General features: G+C 68.8%; 21 protein-coding genes and 2 tRNA genes. 9 read left to right on the top strand and 14 right to left on the bottom strand.

Translation table 11 applies throughout. The features are described from left to right. Positions 1 to 8: 8 nt before the first annotated feature. The 5 genes from ABZV44_RS11455 to ABZV44_RS11435 all read right to left on the bottom strand — a co-directional run bounded on the left by ABZV44_RS11455 (position 9) and on the right by ABZV44_RS11435 (position 4,163). Complete coding sequence (locus ABZV44_RS11455) at positions 9 to 683, bottom strand: response regulator transcription factor (protein ID WP_354834758.1); 675 nt, start codon at positions 681 to 683, stop codon at positions 9 to 11. Continuing rightward, positions 680 to 1,852: a sensor histidine kinase gene (locus ABZV44_RS11450; RefSeq protein ID WP_354835322.1), complete on the bottom strand. Its 1,173-nt coding sequence runs from the start codon at positions 1,850 to 1,852 to the stop codon at positions 680 to 682. Before ABZV44_RS11450 ends, ABZV44_RS11455 begins: the two co-directional genes overlap by 4 nt. Positions 1,853 to 2,158: 306 nt before the next feature. After that, entirely contained in the window at positions 2,159 to 2,353 is a 195-nt protein-coding gene (locus ABZV44_RS11445) for a ferredoxin (protein ID WP_354834755.1), read from the bottom strand. A gap of 15 nt (positions 2,354 to 2,368) precedes the next feature. Then, positions 2,369 to 3,559, bottom strand: a complete 1,191-nt coding sequence (locus ABZV44_RS11440; protein WP_354834752.1) for a cytochrome P450 — start codon at positions 3,557 to 3,559, stop codon at positions 2,369 to 2,371. 124 nt (positions 3,560 to 3,683) lie between these two features. Then, positions 3,684 to 4,163 (bottom strand): NUDIX domain-containing protein, encoded by a 480-nt coding sequence (locus tag ABZV44_RS11435; protein ID WP_354834749.1) that lies wholly within the window; start codon positions 4,161 to 4,163, stop codon positions 3,684 to 3,686. Between the two features lie 210 nt (positions 4,164 to 4,373). On the opposite strand from ABZV44_RS11435, the gene ABZV44_RS11430 reads away from it, so the two are divergent. Continuing rightward, entirely contained in the window at positions 4,374 to 5,141 is a 768-nt protein-coding gene (locus ABZV44_RS11430) for a hypothetical protein (RefSeq protein WP_354834746.1), read from the top strand. A gap of 27 nt (positions 5,142 to 5,168) precedes the next feature. Here the strand turns inward: ABZV44_RS11430 and ABZV44_RS11425 are convergent, their stop codons facing one another. After that, complete coding sequence (locus ABZV44_RS11425; RefSeq protein WP_354834743.1) at positions 5,169 to 6,380, bottom strand: GAF domain-containing sensor histidine kinase; 1,212 nt, start codon at positions 6,378 to 6,380, stop codon at positions 5,169 to 5,171. Positions 6,381 to 6,712: 332 nt separating this feature from the next. Here ABZV44_RS11425 and ABZV44_RS11420 point away from each other — a divergent pair, with 332 nt between their 5' ends. Beyond that, the gene (locus ABZV44_RS11420) at positions 6,713 to 7,192 is read left to right on the top strand and encodes a hypothetical protein (RefSeq protein ID WP_354834740.1); all 480 of its coding nucleotides are present in this window, start codon (positions 6,713 to 6,715) and stop codon (positions 7,190 to 7,192) included. 1 nt (position 7,193) lies between these two features. Here ABZV44_RS11420 and ABZV44_RS11415 read toward each other — a convergent pair whose 3' ends face one another. Together ABZV44_RS11415 and ABZV44_RS11410 are read right to left on the bottom strand one after the other, a co-directional pair. Continuing rightward, the gene (locus ABZV44_RS11415) at positions 7,194 to 8,213 is read right to left on the bottom strand and encodes a zinc-dependent alcohol dehydrogenase family protein (RefSeq protein ID WP_354834737.1); all 1,020 of its coding nucleotides are present in this window, start codon (positions 8,211 to 8,213) and stop codon (positions 7,194 to 7,196) included. 397 nt (positions 8,214 to 8,610) lie between these two features. Next, positions 8,611 to 9,204 carry a TetR/AcrR family transcriptional regulator gene (locus tag ABZV44_RS11410; RefSeq protein WP_354834734.1) on the bottom strand — a complete coding sequence of 198 codons (594 nt, stop codon included), beginning with the start codon at positions 9,202 to 9,204 and terminating at the stop codon, positions 8,611 to 8,613. Between the two features lie 114 nt (positions 9,205 to 9,318). On the opposite strand from ABZV44_RS11410, the gene ABZV44_RS11405 reads away from it, so the two are divergent. Beyond that, complete coding sequence (locus ABZV44_RS11405; RefSeq protein ID WP_354834731.1) at positions 9,319 to 10,221, top strand: alpha/beta hydrolase; 903 nt, start codon at positions 9,319 to 9,321, stop codon at positions 10,219 to 10,221. Positions 10,222 to 10,237: 16 nt separating this feature from the next. Here ABZV44_RS11405 and ABZV44_RS11400 read toward each other — a convergent pair whose 3' ends face one another. Both ABZV44_RS11400 and ABZV44_RS11395 read right to left on the bottom strand, forming a co-directional pair. Continuing rightward, on the bottom strand, positions 10,238 to 11,050 hold the full coding sequence (locus ABZV44_RS11400) for a DUF1542 domain-containing protein (RefSeq protein WP_354835320.1): 813 nt from the start codon (positions 11,048 to 11,050) through the stop codon (positions 10,238 to 10,240). 98 nt (positions 11,051 to 11,148) lie between these two features. After that, positions 11,149 to 12,162 carry a GGDEF domain-containing protein gene (locus ABZV44_RS11395; protein ID WP_354834728.1) on the bottom strand — a complete coding sequence of 338 codons (1,014 nt, stop codon included), beginning with the start codon at positions 12,160 to 12,162 and terminating at the stop codon, positions 11,149 to 11,151. 394 nt (positions 12,163 to 12,556) lie between these two features. On the opposite strand from ABZV44_RS11395, the gene ABZV44_RS11390 reads away from it, so the two are divergent. The 4 genes from ABZV44_RS11390 to ABZV44_RS11375 all read left to right on the top strand — a co-directional run bounded on the left by ABZV44_RS11390 (position 12,557) and on the right by ABZV44_RS11375 (position 15,780). Then, positions 12,557 to 12,627, top strand: a tRNA-Gly gene (locus ABZV44_RS11390). Positions 12,628 to 12,665: 38 nt separating this feature from the next. Next, positions 12,666 to 12,742 (top strand) — tRNA-Pro (locus ABZV44_RS11385). Positions 12,743 to 13,109: 367 nt separating this feature from the next. Beyond that, positions 13,110 to 14,432 (top strand): phosphatase PAP2 family protein, encoded by a 1,323-nt coding sequence (locus tag ABZV44_RS11380; protein WP_354835318.1) that lies wholly within the window; start codon positions 13,110 to 13,112, stop codon positions 14,430 to 14,432. A 61-nt stretch (positions 14,433 to 14,493) separates the two neighbouring features. Then, entirely contained in the window at positions 14,494 to 15,780 is a 1,287-nt protein-coding gene (locus tag ABZV44_RS11375) for a glycosyltransferase family 87 protein (RefSeq protein WP_354834725.1), read from the top strand. Positions 15,781 to 15,866: 86 nt separating this feature from the next. Here ABZV44_RS11375 and ABZV44_RS11370 read toward each other — a convergent pair whose 3' ends face one another. Then, a complete protein-coding gene (locus ABZV44_RS11370; RefSeq protein WP_354834722.1) occupies positions 15,867 to 16,673 on the bottom strand; it encodes a LysR family transcriptional regulator in 807 nt (268 codons plus the stop codon). Positions 16,674 to 16,740: 67 nt separating this feature from the next. Here ABZV44_RS11370 and ABZV44_RS11365 point away from each other — a divergent pair, with 67 nt between their 5' ends. Then, positions 16,741 to 17,634 (top strand): NAD(P)H-binding protein, encoded by an 894-nt coding sequence (locus ABZV44_RS11365; RefSeq protein WP_354834719.1) that lies wholly within the window; start codon positions 16,741 to 16,743, stop codon positions 17,632 to 17,634. A 100-nt stretch (positions 17,635 to 17,734) separates the two neighbouring features. Here the strand turns inward: ABZV44_RS11365 and ABZV44_RS11360 are convergent, their stop codons facing one another. Together ABZV44_RS11360 and ABZV44_RS11355 are read right to left on the bottom strand one after the other, a co-directional pair. Further along, the gene (locus ABZV44_RS11360; RefSeq protein ID WP_354834716.1) at positions 17,735 to 18,547 is read right to left on the bottom strand and encodes a DNA-formamidopyrimidine glycosylase family protein; all 813 of its coding nucleotides are present in this window, start codon (positions 18,545 to 18,547) and stop codon (positions 17,735 to 17,737) included. Between the two features lie 3 nt (positions 18,548 to 18,550). Next, positions 18,551 to 19,021, bottom strand: coding sequence for a ribose-5-phosphate isomerase (locus ABZV44_RS11355; RefSeq protein ID WP_354834714.1), 471 nt, complete (start codon positions 19,019 to 19,021; stop codon positions 18,551 to 18,553). 349 nt (positions 19,022 to 19,370) lie between these two features. Between ABZV44_RS11355 and ABZV44_RS11350 the strand changes: the two genes are divergently transcribed. Continuing rightward, positions 19,371 to 20,273 (top strand): M48 family metallopeptidase, encoded by a 903-nt coding sequence (locus ABZV44_RS11350; protein ID WP_354835316.1) that lies wholly within the window; start codon positions 19,371 to 19,373, stop codon positions 20,271 to 20,273. 174 nt (positions 20,274 to 20,447) lie between these two features. On the opposite strand, the gene ABZV44_RS11345 is transcribed toward ABZV44_RS11350, so the two are convergent. Further along, positions 20,448 to 21,095 carry a DsbA family protein gene (locus tag ABZV44_RS11345; protein WP_354834712.1) on the bottom strand — a complete coding sequence of 216 codons (648 nt, stop codon included), beginning with the start codon at positions 21,093 to 21,095 and terminating at the stop codon, positions 20,448 to 20,450. Between the last annotated feature and the right edge of the window lie 41 nt (positions 21,096 to 21,136).

Here is a 21,136-nt window from a genome sequence, read left to right as displayed (position 1 = left end):
CGACCGGTTCAGCTCAGAGTGTCGGGGCGCACCAGACCGGTGCGGTAGGCGATGACGACGAGCTGGGCCCGGTCGCGCGCATCGAGTTTGGCCATGGCGCGATTGACGTGGGTCTTGGCGGTGAGGGCGGTGATGAAGAGGCGTTCGGCGATCTCGTCGTTGGACAGGCCCAGTGCGACCAGCGTGACCACCTCGCGTTCGCGCGGGGTGAGTGCCGCCAGTGCGGGCGGCGGCTCCCAGCGCACCGGGTCCGGCTGGGCCAGGAAGCGGCCGATCAGCGCCTTGGTCGCGGTGGGCGACAGCAGGGCGTCGCCGGCGACGACCGTGCGGATCGCGGCGAGCAGTTCGTCGGCGTTCATCCCCTTGCCGAGAAATCCGCTCGCCCCGGCGTGCAGGGCCTCGACGACATGCTCCTCGTACTCGAAGGTGGTGAGCACCAGCACCTTCACGCCGGCGAGGTCCTCGTCCGCACTGATCAGCCGGGTCGCGGCCAGGCCGTCCAGCTCGGGCATCCGAATGTCCATCAGCACGACGTCGGCCCGGTGGGTGCGGGCGAGTTCGACCGCTTCGCGGCCGGTGGCGGCCTCGCCGACCACCCGCATGTCCGCGGTGGAGTCGATGAGCATGCGGAAGGTGTCGCGCAGGAGCGCCTGGTCGTCGGCCAGCACTACCCGAATCGTCATGACCCGCCCTTTCGGCCGTTGCGATGCGGCAGTTCGGCGTCCACCCGGAAACCACCGTGCGGGGCCGGGCCCGCATCGAGCGTGCCGCCCACGGCCTTCACGCGTTCCCGCATGCCGATCATTCCGTAGCCGGTGCCGGTCTTCGCGTGCAGGCGGCCGTCGTCCTCGACGGTGATCCGTACCCGGTCGGCTCGATAGTCCAGCCGCACCCGCGCGGTCCGCACCCCGGCGTGCTTGCGGGTGTTGGTCAACGCCTCCTGAATGATTCGGTAGGCGGTGAGGTCGGTCAGCGAGGACAGCTCGAACGGCTCTCCGGAACGCTCGACGGTGACGTCCAGCCCGGCGTGCCGGAAGGACTCCACCAGCTCGGTCAGCTCCCCGAGGCCGGGTGAGGGGGCGCGCGGATGCCCCGAATCGTCCTCCGCGCGCAGCACTCCGACGGTCGCGCGGAGATCGTCGAGGGCGGTCCGGCTGGTGTCGCGAATGCGTTCCAGCGCCTCGTAGGCGTGGTCTGGATCGGTGCGCATCAGATGGTGCGCGACACTGGCCTGCGCGTTCACCAGCGTGATGTGGTGGGCGATCACGTCGTGCAGCTCCTGGGCGATCCGCAGGCGTTCCCCGGCGACCCGGCGGGCGGCCTCCGCCTCCCGGTCACGTTCGGCGGTTTCGGCCCGTTCGAGGGCCGCCGCCAGCAGCTTCCGATGGCTGCGCGCCGCATCACCCGCGGCGACGCCGAGCAGGGTCCAGGCGATCTGGGACAGCGCCTGGGGCAGATCCGCCGGACTCGGCTGCGAAATGAGGATGGCCGCCACCAGCGGCACCGCGGCACACACGCCGGCCAGCCAGGCGGTGCGCCGATCCATCCGGTTCGCCACCGTGAAGAGCGCGACCGCGGTGGCCGCGGGCGGCGGAGTGGAGTACGGAATCACCAGGTAGCGAGTGACTTCCACGAGCACGGTGGCGGCGACCACCGGGATCGGCCACCGGCTGCGGACCAGCAGCGGCACACAGGTGAGCGCGAGCCCGCTGACCGCCCGGTCCATCGGGCTGTGCCGCAGATAGGCCATGCTCGCGGCCACCGGGGTGGCGACCAGGAAGCATCCGATCGCGACCGCGAGGTCGGCCGCCCACGGCCGGACTCGCAGCCAGCACCGCAGCCGGACGATCATCCGCACGTCGTCAAGGTACCTACCCGCCGCACGCATCGGCGTGACCCGGCGCGGTGACGTGGCCACGGTATTCCCGCAGGGTGCGAGCGCTGTTCCAGCCCACCGCCCCGACGACCCGGTCACCGATGCGGTAGAGCGCGACGAACTTGCCTTCGCGGGGTCTCCCGCGACGATCTCGGTCCGGGCGCCGGCGAGACACCAGCCGCGGATCTGGATCTTGCTGTCGTAGTGGTCGGTCCAGCCGTAAGGGGTTGGTGCATAGGGTGTTTCCCGTCCCGGTTCGGCGAGCATTGCGGGAGCCGGGCACTACTGCTCCACCCGGATGGCCACGGCCGGGCAGCGCGCGGCGGCATCGAGCACCCGCGGCAGCAGTTCCTCGGCGGGGCGGGGATCGAGCAGGAGGACAGTGCCGTCCTCGTCGCGCTGGTCGAACACCTCCGGTGCGGCCAGCACGCATTGACCGCCGCCGCAGCATCTGTTCTCGTCGATGTGGATCTTCATGGCATATCCCCTCTCCTACCAGGTCACCGGCAGCTCGTGGACGCCGTAGACGACCATCTCGTCGCGCATCGGAACCGCCTCCAGCGGCACCGCGAGCCGCAGCTCCGGGAAGCGTTCGAACAGGGCGGTCAGCGCGATGCGCAGCTCCAGCCGGGCCAGCTGCTGGCCGATGCACTGATGGATACCGAAGCCGAACGCCACGTGCGGTCGGTGGGGGCGCAGCAGGTCCAGGTTTTCCGGATGGTCGGGGAACAGCTCGGGGTCGCGGTTGGCCGCCGGCAGGTGCGCGACCACCGTGCCGCCCGCCGGGATCAGCTGACCGCCCACCTCGACATCCGCCAAAGCCGTTCTGCGGATCCCGAATTGGATGACGCTCAGGAAGCGCAGCAGCTCCTCCACCACGGCGTCGGCATGCTCGGGCTCGGCGCGCAGCAGGGCCAGCTGGGCGGGGTCGCGCAGCAGGCACAGGGTGCTCAGGGCGATCATGTTGGCCGTGGTCTCGTGCCCGGCGACCAGCAGCAGCACGCCGATGCCCGCCAGCTCCTCATCGGTGAGGTCCCCGTCCCGGACCAGGGCGCTGAGGATGTCGTCGCCGGGCTCGGTCCGCTTCTGGACGGCGAGGCGGTGGATCAGCTGGTTCAGTTCCAGCTGGGCCTGCGCCACCTCCTCGGCGGGTGCGCCGAGCCGCAGCAGCGTGGCCGAATTGTGCTGGAACTCCGCACGATCGGCGTAGGGCACCCCGAGCAGCTCGCAGATGACCAGCGAGGGAATCGGCAGCGCGAAGTCCTGCACGAGGTCGACCGGACCGGTGGCCGCCGCCATGGCGTCCAGGTGATCGGCGACGATCCGCTCCACCGCCGGGGTCAGCTCGCGCATGCGCCGCACGGTGAACCGGCCGGTGAGCATCTTGCGCAGGCGGCTGTGCTCCGGCGCGTCCATGAAGATGAACCAGCCCGGCGGAGGCGGCGGAATCTCTTGCGAGCCACGGTGATTGCCGGTGACACCGCGCCGCCGCGAGCTGAAACGCGGGTCGGACAGCACGGCCCGCACGTCGGCGTATCGCGTGATCAACCAGCCGTCGATGCCGTCCGGCAGGGTGACGTGCGCGACCGGATCCTGCTCGCGCAGTTCCCGGTATTCCGCGGGCAGGCTGAACGGACAGGACCGGACCACGGGCTGGCTCCCGGCGAGCTGTGTATGGGTCATCGACGTCCTTTCCGAACGGTGGCGATCCGCTGTGCGCGGTAACAACCACCCTGCCGCCGGGACCGGGTGGCCGTCGTCGTCCGGACGTGGACTTTTCGGCATACCGCGAACGCGGTATGCCCGGCTACGCGCCGGCGAGGTGCTCGCGCAGGCGGTCGAGGTAGGGGCGCTGGCCCTTGCCGAGTTTCTCGTGGGCGGTGTCCAGGTCGAACCAGGCGGCCCGGTCGATTTCGGGGAATTCGGCGATTCGCCCGGATCGTGGCGGCCACTCCATTTCGAACGTGCCCGGCACCACCTGTTCCGGATCCAGGTCGCCCTCGACGGCCCACACCGTGACCTGCTTCTTGCTGCTTCCGCTGCCGTACTGGACGTCGCCCAGCGGAATCCATTCGCCATCGGGCACGGGCAGGCCGAGTTCTTCGCCGAATTCGCGGCGGGCGGCGTCGCGGGGCTGCTCCTCGGTGGGCTCGTACTCGCCCTTGGGAATGGACCAGGCGGCGGCGTCCTTCTTCGCCCACAACGGTCCGCCCAGGTGCCCGATCAGCACTTCGAGGCCGGTGGTGCGGCGGAACAGCAGGACTCCGGCGCTGAATCTGAGGCTCATGGCAAGGAGTTTGCCGAATCGGCGCGCGGGCGCACACCGCGGGCGCTACTGTGAGCGACACTGCGGCAATCCGGACGTTAAGGATATTTTCCCGATAACGGACGAATATTTCCCGCGCGGTGTCTTGCGCCCGAAACCTGTTCGGCACCATCGAATTCCATTAAGCTCCGGGTTCGGACGGCCCACACCTGTTGACGGATTGGATACCGCATGGAGTTCCGCAACACCTGCGCGACTGCCACCCTGGTGATCGGCGCACTCGTGACCCAGGCCACCGCACTGTCGGTGGCAACCGGCCCGGCGAACGCCGAGCCCGCCGCCCCCGGCCTGGTGTACTCGGCCAAGTTGGTGGACAAGACCGTCATCACCACGCTCAAGGGCGGCACCTTCGAGTTGTCGCAGGCGGCCGAGGATGCGGCGCCGGCGGCCCCCGATTCGGACCCGGCGGCCAAGCCCGCCGACGTGGTGAACGTGAAGGACGCCGACGGCAAGGTGCTGCTCACCCTGCCGCTGAAATTCCATCTGGGACCCATCGATATTCCGGTCAAGTCCGAGGTGCAGAAGGACGGCACCGTGCTGGCCCTCACTCCCGACAAACCGGCCGGGGTATCGGTGTCGCAGCCGCTGGTCGTGAAACCGGTCGCCTCGCAAATGGAGAACGACCGCGCGCTGAGCAGCTTCACCACCCAGTTCAGCCTGGCCACCACCATCGGCACCTTCGTCGGCACCGCCATCGGCGCGACCATCGGCTGCGTCGTCACCCTGGTGGCGGGCTGTCTCCCGGGCCTGACCACCGGCGCCGCGGCGGGCGGCATCATCGGCACCATCGTCGTCGGCGGCCCGACCCTCATCGCCTCGGGCATCGATCTGCTGTCCACCCTGCAGGCCGCCGACGGCACCACCAAGTGGGCGGACAAGACCAAGGCTCCGGCGGCGGTTGCGCAGCCCGCGGAACAGCCTGCGCAACCGACCAACTGACGCAACCGGCCGGAAGCGGCCGCCGGCTCAGACCTGCGGAATCGGTACCCGCCAGACCAGCGTGGTGCCGTACCCGTCCAGACCCGGCCCGAGTTCGAGCGCGCCGGCGAGATCGGTGGCACGTTCGGCGATCTTGCGCAGCCCGCCCCGCCGGGGCGCGTCGCCCACGCCGATACCATTGTCCGCCACCGAGATTCGCAGTTCCCCCCGGGCCGCGGTGACGTCCACGTCGATGCGGGTGGCCTCGGCGTGGCGCGCCACATTCGACAGTGACTCACGCAGTACGGCCAGCGCCTGCCGCCCGGTCTCCGGCGGCACCCGGGTGTCGAGGGGACCGTCCTGCCGCAGGCTCGGTGTGCAACCGAGGTGGCGGACGGCGGTGGACACCAATTCGGTGATCTCGCTGCGCAATCCACCCTGCCCGCCGGTGGTCGGAGGCAGCGCGAAGAGGGTGGCGCGGACGTCCTGGAGGGTGTCGTCCAGGTCGGCCACCACGCGGGCGAGCCGCTCCCCGATCTCGGGCGCCGGGTTCATTCGGAGCGCGCTCTGCAGGGCTTGGCCCGCGGCGCAGATGCGCTGGATCACGGAGTCGTGCAGATCCCGGGCGATGCGATCGCGCTCCTCGAGGACGGCGATCGTGGCCGAGTCCTGCCGGCGGCGTTCGGTGTCGTGCTGCACCTGGTCGTACATGCGCACATTGACGATCTTCACGGCCGCGATGACGGCCAGCGCCTCGATGATCCGTTCGTCCTCGTCGCTGAACGCGCCGCCGCGCTTGTTCGTCAGGTACAGGTCGCCCAGGACCGTGCCGCGATAGCGCAGCGGCACCCCGAGGAAGCTGCGCATGGGCGGATGCCCGTCGGGCCAGCCCTCGAAGGCGGGACTCTTGGTGAGGTCGGCCAGCCGGACCGGATGCTCCCCGGACAACACCGCGCCGAGCACGCCCCGGCCGTGCGGCCAGTGCCCGATCCGGCGAATCGTCTCCTCGTCCATACCGACCGGGACGAACTGCGCCAGCTGCCGTTCACCGCTCCCGTTCTCGGGTTCGAGCAAACCCAGTGCGCCGTACTGGGCACCGACCAGCCGGACCGCCGCGGTCACCAGCTGCCGGAGCACCAGATCCACATCCAGGTCCGAGACCACCGTGTACACCGCCTCGACCAGATCGTGTAGCCGTTCTCGCGAGGCCGAAAGTTCACGCAGCTCGTCCGGTACGACACCCCACAGCTCATCGGACATTGGCACAGGCTACCCACCGGCAACCTGAGGACATTCGTCTGTCGGGCCGGGTGTCGCCGAGAAGAACCATGAAATCAGACCTTTCGGACCGAGGGCACAAAGCCGCAGTCGCCTTGGGAGCGACTGCGGCACAGGCTTATCCGAGCTTCCCGCGATCGCCCCGCAGCCACCCGGGGGGACAGTCGTCATCACCGGGTGATGGTGGACGCCCAAGATCAGGTCGAGCAGACCTCTTCCGTGGCGCTCGAACGAGTGGTGTTCTGGATGTGGGTCACCGACCCCGGTCTTCAGAACCGGAGCGGATCATTCGAGTGTCAAGGAAGGCGTGCGCCATGACCACGATCCATCTCCACAAGACGACCACCGCGACGCCTGAGCAGTTCCTGGCCGGCCTCACCGACTTCGGGCCGGGCCGGCACGAACTCTTCGGCAACAGTGCGGACAGCTACCTCGAGGTGCATCACGAAGGCCCCCATGACGCTGATGTCACGGAGGGCTCGAGCGGCATCTGGGAACGCCTGCACTACGACTGGAGCGACCCCCATCACGTGGTGATGACGACCACCGACTCCAACCTGTGGGGTGGCGCCTCGGGCCACACCTACACCCTCACGCAGTTGACCACGGGCATGACCGACGTGGACGCCGTCGTTGTCCGCGACGGCAAGAACCTCAGGGGACGGCTGCTCGCGATGGTGCTCGGACTCTTCGGCACCCGCGTCCTGGGAAAACCGTTCGAGAAGTCCATCAAGGCCATCGAAACTCGCAGCGGTGGCGGGAGTGGAAAGAACACGCAGACGCCAGGAAGGTGAACTACCGTTCGAACACCAGCAGCGGTTTGCCCCCGTGTGCGGGAGCTTCGGCCAGATAGACAGCTTCGCTGAACTTTTCGACGAGAATCGGCCGGCCCTCCGGCACCCGCAACGCGCCGCTGCCGGCGAGCTGAAGTGTCCGGTCGATCGTTGCGGCCATCCGATCCTTCGGGGTCTCGGTGAACCAGCGGAACAGCCAGAACCCCCGGACGGTCTTGGTTTCGTAGATCAGCGAGCGCGCGAAGACCGGGATGGTGAGTTTGTCGGGATCGGTTTGGCGGTGCGTGGACAGCGCACCGAAGACGACCAGCTCACCGTGCGGTGCCAGCGCACGTGACACGTCCGCACCCACCTGACCGCTGACACAGTCGATCGCCTTGGACACGCCGTCGTGGCCCGCTATGTCGGCCACCCGTTCGCGCAGGTCCTCGTCCTCCGTACAGATCACCGCGGTGCCGCCCAGCGCGAGGATGTCCTCGACCGCGGATCGGCGGCGGACCACATTGAGGGTCTTGAAGCCGACGTGCACGCCGAGCTGGATGACCGACTGACCCACGGTTGAACCGGCCGCCGTCTGCAAGAGCCATTCACCCGGTCGAACATCGAGTTCATCACCGGTCAGGATCACGGCGGTGAGCGGATTGCTGAGAATCTGGGCGGCCGTGGAATCGCTCATGCCGACGGGAACAGGCAGGACCCGCTCGGCATCGGCAACGACATACTCCTGCCACGTTCCCCTGACCCCGACCGTAATGACGCGTTGCCCGACGGTCAGACCGTCTGTGCCACTACCGAGTTCGTCGATCACACCAACGGATTCGATTCCGGGCACGGTGGGGAATTCCGGCGCGAATCCGTATCTGCCGCGGACGGTATGCAGGTCGCTGGCATGAACGGGTGCGGCCGCCACCCGGATCCGGACCTCGCCGGGACCAGGCTCCGGAACAGGGCGGGTCTGCAGGCGCAGAACCTCGGACGGCTCGCCCACCGTGTCGGCGACAACAGACTGCATGGTTCTCATCTTCCTGACCCTCCTCCGGTCGGATCCAGGTCCTACAGCGGTTCGACGTGCATATCGTCGCCCCGCCCTGAGACGGCGAAGATTCGAAACAGCGCGGCTCAATCCCAGCCCTACTACCCTCCAATGCTGCCACGCAGGGCTTGTTGGGTCCGTCTCCCTCGAAGCGGCGGATCGGCTCAGGCGGATTGCAGGATCGTCTGAGCGAAGTCGAGTCTGGTGCTGCCGATGGCGTGACCGCCGTCGACCACGCGGCGGCCCGCGACCGTGGAGACGGACGGTCCGACTATGTCCCAGTACGGGTTTGCCGAGCTGTCGCCGGTCAGGTAGTGGACCAGGCGGAGGTCGAAGGCCGCGTCGGTGTGTTCGCCGCCGGTGCCGGGCAGGCGGGATTCGGCGTCTAGACCCGTAGACCGTTGATCAAGGCCAGCACCGCGGGTTCGGTTTGCGCGCGGGCGGTTTCGGGATCGTCGGCATTGGCGATGAACATGGCGGCCTCGCCGAGGGCGGAGAGGATCATCAGGGCCAGGGGGCGGACATCGAGGTCGGCGCGCAGGATGCCGGCCTGGATACCGGATTCGAGGCCCGCGACGACCAGGCCCAGGCCGTACTTCTCGTCGACCGCGCGCCACTCCTGCCAGCCGAGCACCGACGGCGCGTCGATGAGGGTGATACGGACGCGTTCGGGGTCGACGCAGGAGAGCAGGAAGTTGTGCAGCCCGGCTTCGAGAACGGCCATGGTGTCCGTCGGCGGGGCCTCGGCCATGGTCTCGGCGACCTGCTGGAGGATCTCCTGCTGCACCTGCTCGTAGACGGCCCGGAACAGGTCCTTCTTGTCCTTGAACTGGTGATACAGCGCGCCGCGGGAGCTGCCGGCGCGCTCCACGATCTCGGGGGTGCTGACCGCCGCGTAGCCGCGCTCGGCGAAGAGCTCGCGCGCGGCGGCCATCAGATTCGCGCGGGTCGACTCGGATCGTTCGGCTTGCCTGATCATCGACACCTTTCTGGCTCGGTGCCTGGATCGTAACGCGAAATCATTGAAAACAGGCAGCCTGTTTGTTAGTTTGAAATCACCTTCACCGTCACTGCTCCTAGAGGAGTCATCCAGATGACGCACACCATCTCCCCCGAATCCCGCGCCGCCTGGCGCGACCCCGCCCTCGGTGCCCGCCGCGAGCTCACCCTGCCGCAGGGCACGCTGAACGTCTTCGACAGCGGCAGCGGCGATCCCGTCGTCTTCGTGCACGGACTGCTGGTCAATGCCAACCTGTGGCGCCGGGTCGTTCCCGCGCTGGCCGGCCAATTCCGCTGCGTGGCAATCGATCTGCCCTTCGGTTCGCACACCACCGCCATGCCCGGCGCCGACCTGAGCGCCCCCGGCCTGGCCCAGCTGGTCATCCAGGCCATCGAGAAACTGGACCTCGGCCCGGTCACCTTGGTGGGCAACGACTCCGGCGGCGCGGTGAGCCAGCTGGTCGTGGCCGCCCGCCCGGACCTCGTCGCCCGCCTGGTGCTGACCTCCTGCGACGCCTACGAGAACTTCCCGCCGCCGTTCTTCGATTACGTCGGCCTGGCCGCCCGCACTCCGGGGGCGCTCGCCTCACTGGCCCTGAGTCTGCGCATCCGCGCCGTTCGCCGCCTGCCCATCGCCTACGGCTGGCTGGCCCGCGGCCCGATCGACCGCGCGGTCAGCGACTCGTACGCCCTGCCGGTCGGCACCAAGGCCATCCGCGAGGACGTCCGCCGCGCCATCGGCGGCCTGGACAGCCAGTACACCCTCGCCGCCGCAAAGACTTTCGCCGATTTCAAGAAGCCGGTGCTACTGGCCTGGTCGGCGGGCGACCGCTTCTTCCCGGACCGCTACGCCGAACGCCTGGCCGCCGAATTCCCCGACGCCCGCATCGAATGGATCCACGATTCGCGCACCTTCTCCCCCGAGGATCAGCCCGAACAGCTGACCAGCGCGATCCGCGTCTTCCTGGACGCGACCCGGGCCGAGACCCGGCACTGATTCCGGTCCCGAGGCGTCAGAAGTCGCTGTCGAATCCGTCGAAGCCGCCGAAGTTGCCGTAGTCGCCGAAGTCCTGGCCGCCCAGGTCGGCCCCGGGGTCGTAGCCACCCTGGTCATAGCCGCCCTGGTCGTAGCCGGGGTCCGAGGCGTTCTGGTCGTAGCCGCCGTCGGCATATCCGCCGTCGGCGGCGTCCAGCCCGGCCTGATAGCCGTCGCCGTAACCGCTTTCGAAGGCGGCCGAGTCGTACCCGACCCCGGACATGCCGCTGAAGAGGGCGTTGAACAGCACCGCCGAGCCGACGCCCCAGGCACCGGCGACCAGGGCGGTCTTCCACCACGGCTCGGAGTACCAACCGGCGGGAACGGGACGGCCGGCGACGCGACCGCCCGGGTAATAGTTCGGAGTGGAGGCCGACGGCGTGGGCGAGGCCTCGATGCGCCGCCCGTCGTATTCGATCGCGCGGTCCTCGGTGACCCGGCCGGCACTGCGCTGACCGTCGAGCTCCGGAACGGCCGGACCGGGGTCCATGCCCATGGCCGTCCGCGCGGCCCCCACGTAGTAAAGCCCTTCGAGCGCCGTCTCTTTCGCGAGCCGGGCCTGCGCGGGCGTGGTGGCCTGCTCGATCTGCGAGCCCGCGGCATTGAACCGCTCCCCCGCATCGGCGAGGGCCTGCTTCGACGCGTCGTCGGTGCCGACGAGGTTGTAGACCTGCCCGCCGAGGCGCTCGATCACCCGGCGCGCATCGGCCTTGGCATCTTCGAGCTGAGTGTTGGAACGCGATTGCTGCGCGCGGTTGACCGCCACCACAGCAAGCAGGACAACCACCATGACAATGAGCAGAACGACGACCGTAGCCACGCGACCAGCCTACGCGGCAGAATTCGCCGAACTGTTGCTACTCGCTGTGAGCTTCCCTGAACCTCGAATTATCCAGCCACCGCGGCAAAACGCGAGTTATGGCGACCTGGATCAACCTCCTCTTCGTCTAGCTCCGACACCGCGAACTGACGTTTGCCCGCCGTTTTCGCCGAATACATGGCCCGGTCGGCGCTGCGCAGCAGATCGGAGAAGTCGCACTCCCGTCCGGGCGGACAGAACGCCGTGCCCACACTCGCCGACGCCGGGACCGGACCGGCCGCCGTGGGCACCGGCTCGCACAGTGCGGCCAGCACCCGCATGGCGAGCTCGCCCAGCGTATTGCGGCGGGACGGCAGCGCGACCACGAATTCGTCGCCGCCGTAGCGCGAGATCACGGTGTCGGGCGGGCAGGTCGAGCGCAGCCGCTGGGCAATGGTGACCAGCACCTCGTCGCCGACCGTGTGGCCGTAGGTGTCGTTGATCACCTTGAAGTCGTCCAGATCGATGAGCAGCAGCCCCACCCCGCGCGCCGGATCGGTGGACATCACCCGGACCCGCTCCTGCAGCAGTGAGCGATTGGCCAGATCGGTGAGAGCGTCGTGCGTGGCCTCGTGCCGCAGCCGGGTCTGCAGTGCCGCGATCTCCTGCACCCGCACCGACACCGCCTCCGAGAGACTGCGTTCCTGCTGGGCCAGGGCGCGCTGCTGCAGCGCCTCGGCGTAGGCGTCGATGGCCTGGCTGGCGATGAACGACCAGCGGGTGGCGATCAGCGAACCGCGCTGGCCCGGCGAGAGCCCCAGCAGCGCGCGGCTGGCGGGGGCGAGCATGCGGGTGCGGTCGAACGGCGATTCGGCCAGACTGCGGCCGATGTGGCGGGCGGCCTGCACCGGAAACGGTTCGGACCCGGCCAATTCCAGCAGATCGTCGATGATCCGGCCGAAGATGCGCTCGAGTTCATCGGAGGGAACCGCGGGCGCCTGGCCCAGCGCGGAACTGCTCGCGCCGGGGTGCACTGCCCGCACCCATTCGCGGATGGTCGCCGCCACGATGGCGGAGGTTCGGGTGTCGAGACGGATGGACATGCGCGCTCACCCGATGCACGAGATGCCAGGACCGGCCGCCGCGCCGGTCACGCCCTTCGGATCGAACTCACTACTACGCGGTCGGCCACACCAGTGGTGCATGCTCACCGCCCCCTTTCCAGATACCCCCGTCCGGACAAAAAGGATCCTAGCAAGCCACCCGACATCGAAAACCCCTGATTCAGAACAGGTTCCCGCTGCCTCGCGAATGGCGATCGGATGTCTCATCGCTGGTGAGGCCCCGGTGTTACACCCAATTTCGGCGGGTTTCCAGCGACTCGCCGAACGACTCGTCCTACTGGCCGCGACATGCGGCAACGGCACCTGATTGGCATTCCAGGAGTGAGGTTCGGTACAGTGCTCAACGCACACAGCATCCAAGGATGCGGTCGCTGCGGGTGTAGTTCAATGGTAGAACCTCAGCCTTCCAAGCTGATGGTGCGGGTTCGATTCCCGTCACCCGCTCTTTCCCGTTCAGCGGGAGCGTCGAGTCCGACGCGCAACGGGGTGTAGCGCAGCTTGGTAGCGCATCCGCTTTGGGAGCGGAGGGTCGCAGGTTCAAATCCTGTCACCCCGACCATCTTTCGATTCGCACCACCACGGATGTCACCGCTCGCCGCGGGCAATGGCCATGCGGCGCAGCGCGTTACGCTCCTCGCACCCTTCGTGGCCACTGCCCCTCGATGCCCGCCGGAATCCGTTCACCGGTGATCGATCCACGATTCTGCCGCCTCCGGACCCGTCCCGGCTGAACGGGCAGCCCTGGCGATCAACCCGTGGCGTCGCCCGAACCTGCGAGCGAACTCCCCGATCACGCGCCGCGCGATCGGCGGGCGACACTATGGCATCGCACACGCCGGACATGCCCGAAAATGGGATTCCGGTAACCGGATGTTGTGCCTCCGTTTGCGCTGTGTTATCGATTTACGGTGCTGGTCGACCACAAGATGAACGTTTCCAGCTCGGTGCTGTCCGGCACCGGGACTCGTTCTCGGCTCCTCCCGGCCGCCGGGCTGGGCGTGGCGGTGGTGTTGCTGACCGTCGCGCAGGTATGGGCGTCGGCGCACGGCGTGATGGGCCCGCTCCGCAGCCTGATCGACGACTACTTCGCGAACCCGCAGTCGGCGGCCGTGTCATGGGCCGGACTGGGGCTGGCATGCATCGGGGTGCCCACCCGGGCCCGGGTCGTCAGCCTGGTTGCCGCCGCGGTGCTGGACCTGTTGACCTTGGCCCTGCAAGCGGCCTGCGGCTGGCACATATCGATCGGCACCGGACCGACCCTGGTCCTGACCGCCCTGACCGTGGCCGTGCTCCGCTGGGAGGGCGAGCGTCGCCGAACCGCCCTGCAGGCCATCGCCTTCGGCGTGCTGCTGGTCATGGCCTCCAAGCTCGCCGACACCTGGCTGATGGTCAGCATCGTCGCCGGACCCCGCGTGCTGGATCAGTACGTCCAGCTGGCCGACCAGGCGCTGGGCGAACCGGCGTGGCTGGTCGGCCGCGCGCTCGAGGCGCTGGGCCCGGTGCCCTCGCACGTGCTGCACGTGGTCTACATCCAGCTGCCGGTGGCGGCGGTGGTCGTCGCGGTCTGGCAGCTGCGCCATGTCTCGACGAGCGCGTGGCCGCGGCACCACCTGGTGCGAACCTTCCTGGTGCTGGGCGTGATCGGCCCACTCGGCTATGTGCTCTTCCCCGTCGTCGGCCCGGTCTTCGCCTACGGCCCGCTCGGCCACGGCCTGGAGATCGGTGACTGGCCGCAGGTCTGGCCCGCGCTGACCCCCGATCCGCAGCCGATGCTGTTCGACTCCGAGACCGCCCGCAACTGCATGCCCTCCATGCACACCGCCTGGGCCACAGCCCTGTTCATCCACTCCCGCACCGCGCCGCGCTGGCTGCGCTGGGCCGGCGCCTTCTGGCTGGTGTGCACGCTGCTCGCGACGCTGGGCTTCGGCTACCACTACGGCAGCGATCTGGTGGCGGGCGCGGTGCTGTGCCTGACGGTGGAGTCGGCACTGCGGGATCCGGAGCGCGGCTGGGACATGCCCCGAGCCCGGATCGTGTCGCTCGGCGCGGCGGTGCTCGCCGGTTTATTGCTGTCCTATCGGTTCCTGGCGGCGACCATGGCGGAGTATCCGGTACCCGCGGGGGGCATCGTGCTGGCCGCGCTGGCCGCCGTATCCTTCCTCTTCTACGCGACCTGGTTCGCGCGTCCGGGCAGCCGGTTGGCGCACTGGGGCGGCCGAACCCCGATCGATGGATTTGCCATCGATTAACCAGTCTCCCAATGCAATCCGGACATCCTGCGCACCAGCCGAAAGGGTTACTGTCTCCCTGATGATCACTACGCGGGCGGGGCAACGTAACTTGCTGCGCAATCTGAAGTCGGAGGGCCGCCCGGGCCTGCCCCGCATTCCGATCGTGATCGGAATCCTGGTGTCGGTGGCGATCACGGCGATCTTCTCCGCCATGCACGGTTTCCTCGACCTGCAGGTATACCGGGTCGACACCCGGGGCTGGCTGGAGCACGGCACCCTGTACGGCCCGACCCTGCCGGTGGCGGGCCACACCGACCTGCCCTTCACCTACCCGCCGTCCGCGGCGGTGCTGATGATCCCGCTGGCCATCATGCCGCTGTGGCTGGCCGAGCTCATGGTGACCGCGAGTTCGCTGGCCTGCCTGGGCATCACGATCTGGCTGGTGCTCTCCCGCGTCCGCCCGGACCTGGACCCGCGCGCGAAACTGACGCTCAGTGTGACCGCGGTCGTGCTCATGCTGGCTGTCGAACCCGTCCGCACCACACTGTGGTTCGGCCAGATCAACCTCGTTCTCATGGCCGCCGTCGCCCTCGACTGCCTGACCGAGAAGCCCCGCTGGCCGCGCGGCGTCCTGATCGGCGTCGCCGCGGTCACCAAACTGACGCCCGCCGCCTTCGTCCTGTACTTCCTCATCCGGCGCGACTGGAAGGCCGCGGGCACGGCGGCCGCCACCGCGGCGGGCGTGATCGGCGCCGGATTCGTACTGTTCCCAAGGGAATCGCGCGACTACTGGCTGCACGCCATCGCCGATACCAACCGCATCGGCTCCCCCGACTATGTCGGCAACCAGTCCCTCAAGGGCATGGTCTTCCGCCTCGGCCTGTCGAATCCCGCCGCCACCGCAATCTGGCTGGGCCTGGCCGTGGTGGCGGTCTGCGCGGGCGCCGCCCTGATGCACCACCTGGTCGGCCTCGAACGCCGCACCGCGGACTCGGCCGGTCCGGCGGGCCCGGTGACCATTCTCTCGGTGACCGCGTTGCTCGTGAATGCGGCGGTCCTGCTGCTGATCTCGCCGGTGTCCTGGACCCATCACTGGGTCTGGGCGGCGCCCGCCCTGATCACGGCCGCCGCCTGGACCACCACGAATCCACGTATCACCCCGTTCGCGGTGACCAGCGCCTTCGCACTGTTCTTCCTGATCGGCCCGGGCATCGTCCCCAATGGCAAGCATCAGGAACTCGCGTGGTCGTGGTGGCAGCACATTCCGGGCGACATCTACATCATCGCCACCGCGGCCCTGCTCGCCGTCGGTGTCGGCCAGCTGCTCAGGCTGCGGGCCCGCGCCGTCGTCGACCGGACGGCGTAGATCTTCAGCGCCATCATCCCGGAGCCGCAGATGCCCTGTGCGGTCGCGATTTTCAGCGGTCCGTAGCGTGCGGATTCCGGCATGGTTCAGGACCGCAGGGTTGCGGTGGCGATGTCGAGGAATTCGCGGAGGAGTTTGTCGTGATGGTCCGAGGCGACTGCCAGGCAGGTTTCGGCGCTGGGGGCGTCGGTGACCGGGCGGTGGACGAGGTCGGGACGGACGTAGGCGCGGGCAACGCTGCGGGGAACCAGGGCCATGCCGTGGCCGGAGGCGATCAGCTCGAACTTTTCTTCCAGTGAGGCGGTGCGGCGTTTCGGAGTGTCGAGCATTCGCTCGCCGTCGAGGTCGGCCAGGGCGAGTTCGCGGCGCGCAGCCAGCGGATGGGTGGCGGGCATGCAGGCGACCCTGGGGTCGTGGCCGACGGGGATGGTGTGCAGTCCGGATTCGTTGAAAGGCTTCCGGAGGTAACCGATCTGGGCTCGGCCGTCCCGTAGCGGCGCATCCGGCTCCCACCAGCGTGCGGGCACGACATCGGTTTCGACCTCCGGGTGTCGTGTCACGAATTCCCGAATCGCCTCCGAGACGTACAGTCCGGCCGAGAAGGCGACCACCAGGCGTCGCACGCCGTGGTCGGCGTCGCGCACGCGCCGCACCGCCGCGTCGACGGCGGCGAGAATCCCCTGCGCCTCCTCGTAGAGCTGCTGTCCGGCGGCGGTCAGCTCCACGGTGCGGGTGGTCCGCACGAGCAGCGCGCAATCCAATTCCTGCTCGAAAGCCTTGATCTGACGGCTCAGCACGGGCTGGGCGATGTAGAGCTTCTCCGCCGCCCGGCCGAAGTGCCGATGCTCGGCCACCGCGGCGAAGTAGCGGAGCTTGCGCAGATCCAGATCCATACCCTCACGGTATCAATTCGCGGAAAGGGTCTTGGACGCCGCGACGAACCCTCACCAGACTCGAAGCATGATCGTCATCACCTCCCCCACCGGCCAGATCGGCAGCCAGCTGCTGGACCGACTCCTCGAAACATCCACTCGCAGTGAAGAATTGCGTGTCATCGTGCGCGATCCCGGGAAGCTCCCGGAGTCGATCCGCGCCCGTGTCGACATCGTCACCGGATCGCACGGCGATGCCGATGTCGTGGACCGGGCCTTCGCCGGCGCGGACGCGGTCTTCTGGCTGGTCCCGCCCGACCTGTACGCGCCGAGCCTGGACGACGTGTTCACCGGATTCACTCACGCCGCCGCGAAGGCGTTCACCACCCACGGGGTCGGGCACGTCGTCGGCGTCTCGTCGCTCGGGCGGGGCACTCCCCTCGCGGGGCGGGCCGGGCACGTGACAGCATCGCTGGCGCTGGACGATCTCATCGCGAGCACGGGCGTGGCCTATCGCGCACTGGCGAACCCGTCGTTCATGGACAACCTACTGTGGCAGGCGGTTTCGATCCGGGACGACGGCGTGTTCACCGGCGCCGAGGCCGCCGACCGCCCGACGCGGATGGTCGCGACCCGCGATATCGCCGCGGCGGCCGCCCGCCTGCTACTCGACCGCTCCTGGACGGGAACCGGCGAGGTCCCGGTACTGGGCCCGCAGGACCTGACACCGAACGAGATGGCGCACACCATGTCCGAGGTACTCGGCCGACGAATCCGTTACCAGCAGCGATCTCTCGACGACTTCCGCGCCACCCTGACCGCGCGCGGAATCGGCGACCCGATCGCGACCGCCTACGTCGATATGATGCGCGCCAAGAACAACGGCCTCGACGACGCGGTGCCCCGCACCGACGAAACCGCGAGTCCCACAACATTCCGCGAATGGTGCGAACAGATCCTCGCACCAGCGGTCCGCGCATAACCACCCCGAACCGCGCGGATCTCGGCGTGAGCGTACGTCTGCCGGAACGCCCATTCGGATCCAGCCAGGGACGGACGTGCCGCTCGAGTCCGCGACGGGTTCAGCGGGCTTGGCAGGTGGGGCACCAGAACAGGTTTCGGGCCTCCATCACCGCATGCACGACGGTGGCGCCACACAGGCGGCACGGGTCGCCGACCCGGCGGTACACATAGGTGCGAGGTCGGTCGGCGGCGTACGACGGGGCGCCGTAGTCGTGTTCGGGGCGCACCACGTGCATCTTGCCCCGCCGGACGCCGACCTTCATCAGCTCCACCAGGTCCGCCCACATCTCGTCCCATTCGGTGCGGCTCAACGACTTTCCCGGACGATGCGGGGAGATGCCGTGACGGAAGAGGACTTCCGCGCGGTAGACGTTGCCGACTCCGGCCAGGATCTTCTGATCCATGAGCAGCGCGCCGATCGGCCGCTGCGAGCGGCGGATACGGTCCCAGGCGAGGTCGGGTTCGGCGTCCCGGCGCAGCGGGTCGGGGCCCAGGCGGGAGGTGAGCGCTTCGACCTCGGGGTCGAGCAGGATCTCGCACGCGGCGGGGCCGCGCAGGTCGGTGCCGTGCAGGTCGCCGGTGCGGCCGCCGCCGATCAGGCGCATCCGGACCTCGCCGACCGGATCGTCCATGGGCACAGCGGATTCGGTGAACTTGCCGTACAGCCCCAGATGGATGTGCAGGGTGACGCCCGAATCATAGTGGTGGAGCAGGTGTTTGCCCCATGCCTCGGCGCGGGTCAGCACCCGGCCGTCGATCAGCGCCGCGCCCTCGGCGAATCGCCCCTGTGGGCTGGAGACTCGGACCTGACCGCCGGCGAAGCGCTTGTGGTGCAGCTTCGCCAGGCGGTGCAGCGTATGGCCTTCGGGCACAGGTCAGTTCGGGAGGGCCGGGGCCACGCCGGTCTTCTCGTACTCGGCGAGAATGTCGATGCGGCGCTGGTGACGCTCCTCGTTGGACCACGGGGTGGTCATGAAGGCGTCCACGATGGCGAGGGCTTCCTCGGTGCTGTGCATGCGGCCGCCGATGCCGAGCAGCTGGGCGTTGTTGTGCTGGCGGGCGAGCTGCGCGGTCTCCACGCTCCATCCCAGGGCGCAGCGGGCGCCGGGCACTTTGTTGGCGGCGATCTGCTCGCCATTGCCGGAGCCGCCGAAGACGAAGCCCAGCGAACCCGGCTCGGCGACCACGCGGCGCGCGGCCTCGATGCAGAAGGCCGGGTAGTCGTCGAGGGCGTCGTATTCCAGCGCGCCACAGTCGACGACATCGTGGCCCTGGCCCTCGAGGTGAGCCTTGACGTGGTTCTTCAGTTCGAAGCCGGCATGGTCGGCACCCAGGTATACGCGCATGGCTGCGATTCTGTCAGCACGCGCGCCCCCGGTCCGCACGGGGCTCTCACCCGGGCAATCCGTCGCGTGAGCGGCCCCGCAGCGACGACCGCGCGTCGCCGCCGGTGAAACGTACTATCCAGGCATGACGTCCGACGACAGTTCACAAACGCCGAACGCCTACGGGGGGCAATCCGCTGGCGGCCTACCGGGACCGCCGACCGCCAGAAGCGCTCCGGCCTGGAACCCCGTGACCGGCATGACCGGATGGGATCCGCGGCTGGGCCCGCCGGGATGGGCTCCACAGCAACCGTATTCGCCGCCCCAGCCGCCGGTGGTGCAGCAGACCCGGGGCCTGTCCCCGTTCGGGATGCCGGCGCGGCACAGCTGGGAGATCCCGCTGCTCGTGCTCGTGATCGTGGCCACCGTGCTGGCGTATCTGTTCGCACTACTGCTGCTGGTGTCCGGCTATGCGGGTCAGCTGGTGCTGGCCCTGGTGTTCGCACCGCTGCTGGTCTACCTGGGCCGCGGTCTGAACTACGCGACCCAGCGGGTGAACGGCGTGAAGATGTCGCCGACCCAGTTCCCCGAGGGCTATCGCATGGTGCAGGAGGCCGCGGCCCGGTTCGGCATGCCGAAGGTGCCCGACGCCTACGTGGTGCTGGGCAACGGCCAGATCAACGCGTTCGCCTCCGGGCACGGCTTCCGACGCTATGTGGTGGTGTACAGCGATCTGTTCGAAATCGGCGGCGCGGCACGCAATCCCGAGGCGCTGGCCTTCATCATCGGCCACGAGGTCGGGCACATCGCGGCCGGGCACGTCTCGTACTGGCGGCAGCTGGGCATGTTCATGGCGCCGTTCCTGCCGATCCTGGGCAGCTCGCTGATCCGCTCCCAGGAGTACACCGCCGACAATCACGGCTTCTGCAACCGGCCGCAGGGTGCGCCCCCGGCCATGCAGACGCTGGCGGGCGGCAAGTACCTGAACAATCTGGTCGGTTTCGACGAGATGGCCGACCGGGCGGCCCAGGAGAAGGGCTTCTTCGTCTGGATCGTGAACGCCATGTCCAGCCATCCGGTACTGACCTGGCGCATGTGGGCGCTGCGCGACCGCAGCCGCCACGGCAAGCTGTTCTGGCGGCCCGACGTACCGCCGCGTCCGGTCGCGGCCCCGCCCTACGGCGGGTACCAGCCGGCGTACCCGGGCGGATACGGCGGTCCGCCGCCCGGATACGGCGAGACCGCCACATATCACGAGTACCGGCCGCAATGACGTCACAGCGAGGCCGGGCGACGTCTCCAAATATGTGAGGGCACAACTTATTTCGTGAGGCGAGCGCACCTCCCCGGGTACCGCCGGAATCGGGTTGCTACTCGACCGCGGCACGCGTGCCCACCGGTGAACGGCTTCCAGCCGTGCGCTGAAGACCCGGGGAGGCGGGGCAGCTCAGTCGAAGACGGGATCCTCGGTGCGGGTCCGCTTGAGCTCGAAGAAGTGCGGGTAGGCGGCCAGCGCGACCGCGCCGTCCCACAGCTTGCCCGCCTCCTCACCGCGCGGGATGCGCGAGAGCACCGGCCCGAAGAAAGCGACGTCATTGATGTGGATGGTCGGCGTGCCGACATCCGGGCCGACCTTGTCCATCCCGGCGTGGTGCGAGGCGCGCAGGGCCTCGTCGAAGTCGGTGCCCTTGGCGGCCTCGGCCAGCTCGGCGGGCAGGCCCACCTCGGCCAGCGACTCGGCGATGATCTGGGCGAGTAGGTCCGCGCGGGAGCCATCCTCACGCTCGTACTCGGCGCGGCGGTTGTGCAGGCGGGTGCCCATGGCGGTGTAGAGCGGGGCCAGCACCTTGTCGCCGTGCGCCTGGGCCGCCGCGATCGCGACCCGCACCGGGCCCCAACCGGTCGCGAGCAGCTCCTCGTACTGCGGGGGCAGGCCCTCGCGGCCTTCGTTCAGCACGGACAGGCTCATCACGTGGAAGTGCGTCTCGATATCGCGTACCTGCTCGACCTCGAGGATCCAGCGGGAGGTGATCCAGCACCACGGGCACAGCGGGTCGAACCAGAAGTCGACCCGGTCCTTCTTGGTGTCGCTCACAGGGAAGTCCTTTCGCAGTCGATCGACGGCCGAGGGCAGGG

Source organism: Nocardia sp. NPDC004860 (genome assembly GCF_040609015.1).
GTDB lineage: Bacteria > Actinomycetota > Actinomycetes > Mycobacteriales > Mycobacteriaceae > Nocardia.
Note: the sequence above shows the minus strand (reverse complement) of the source record. Positions and strands in the feature narration are given on the sequence as shown.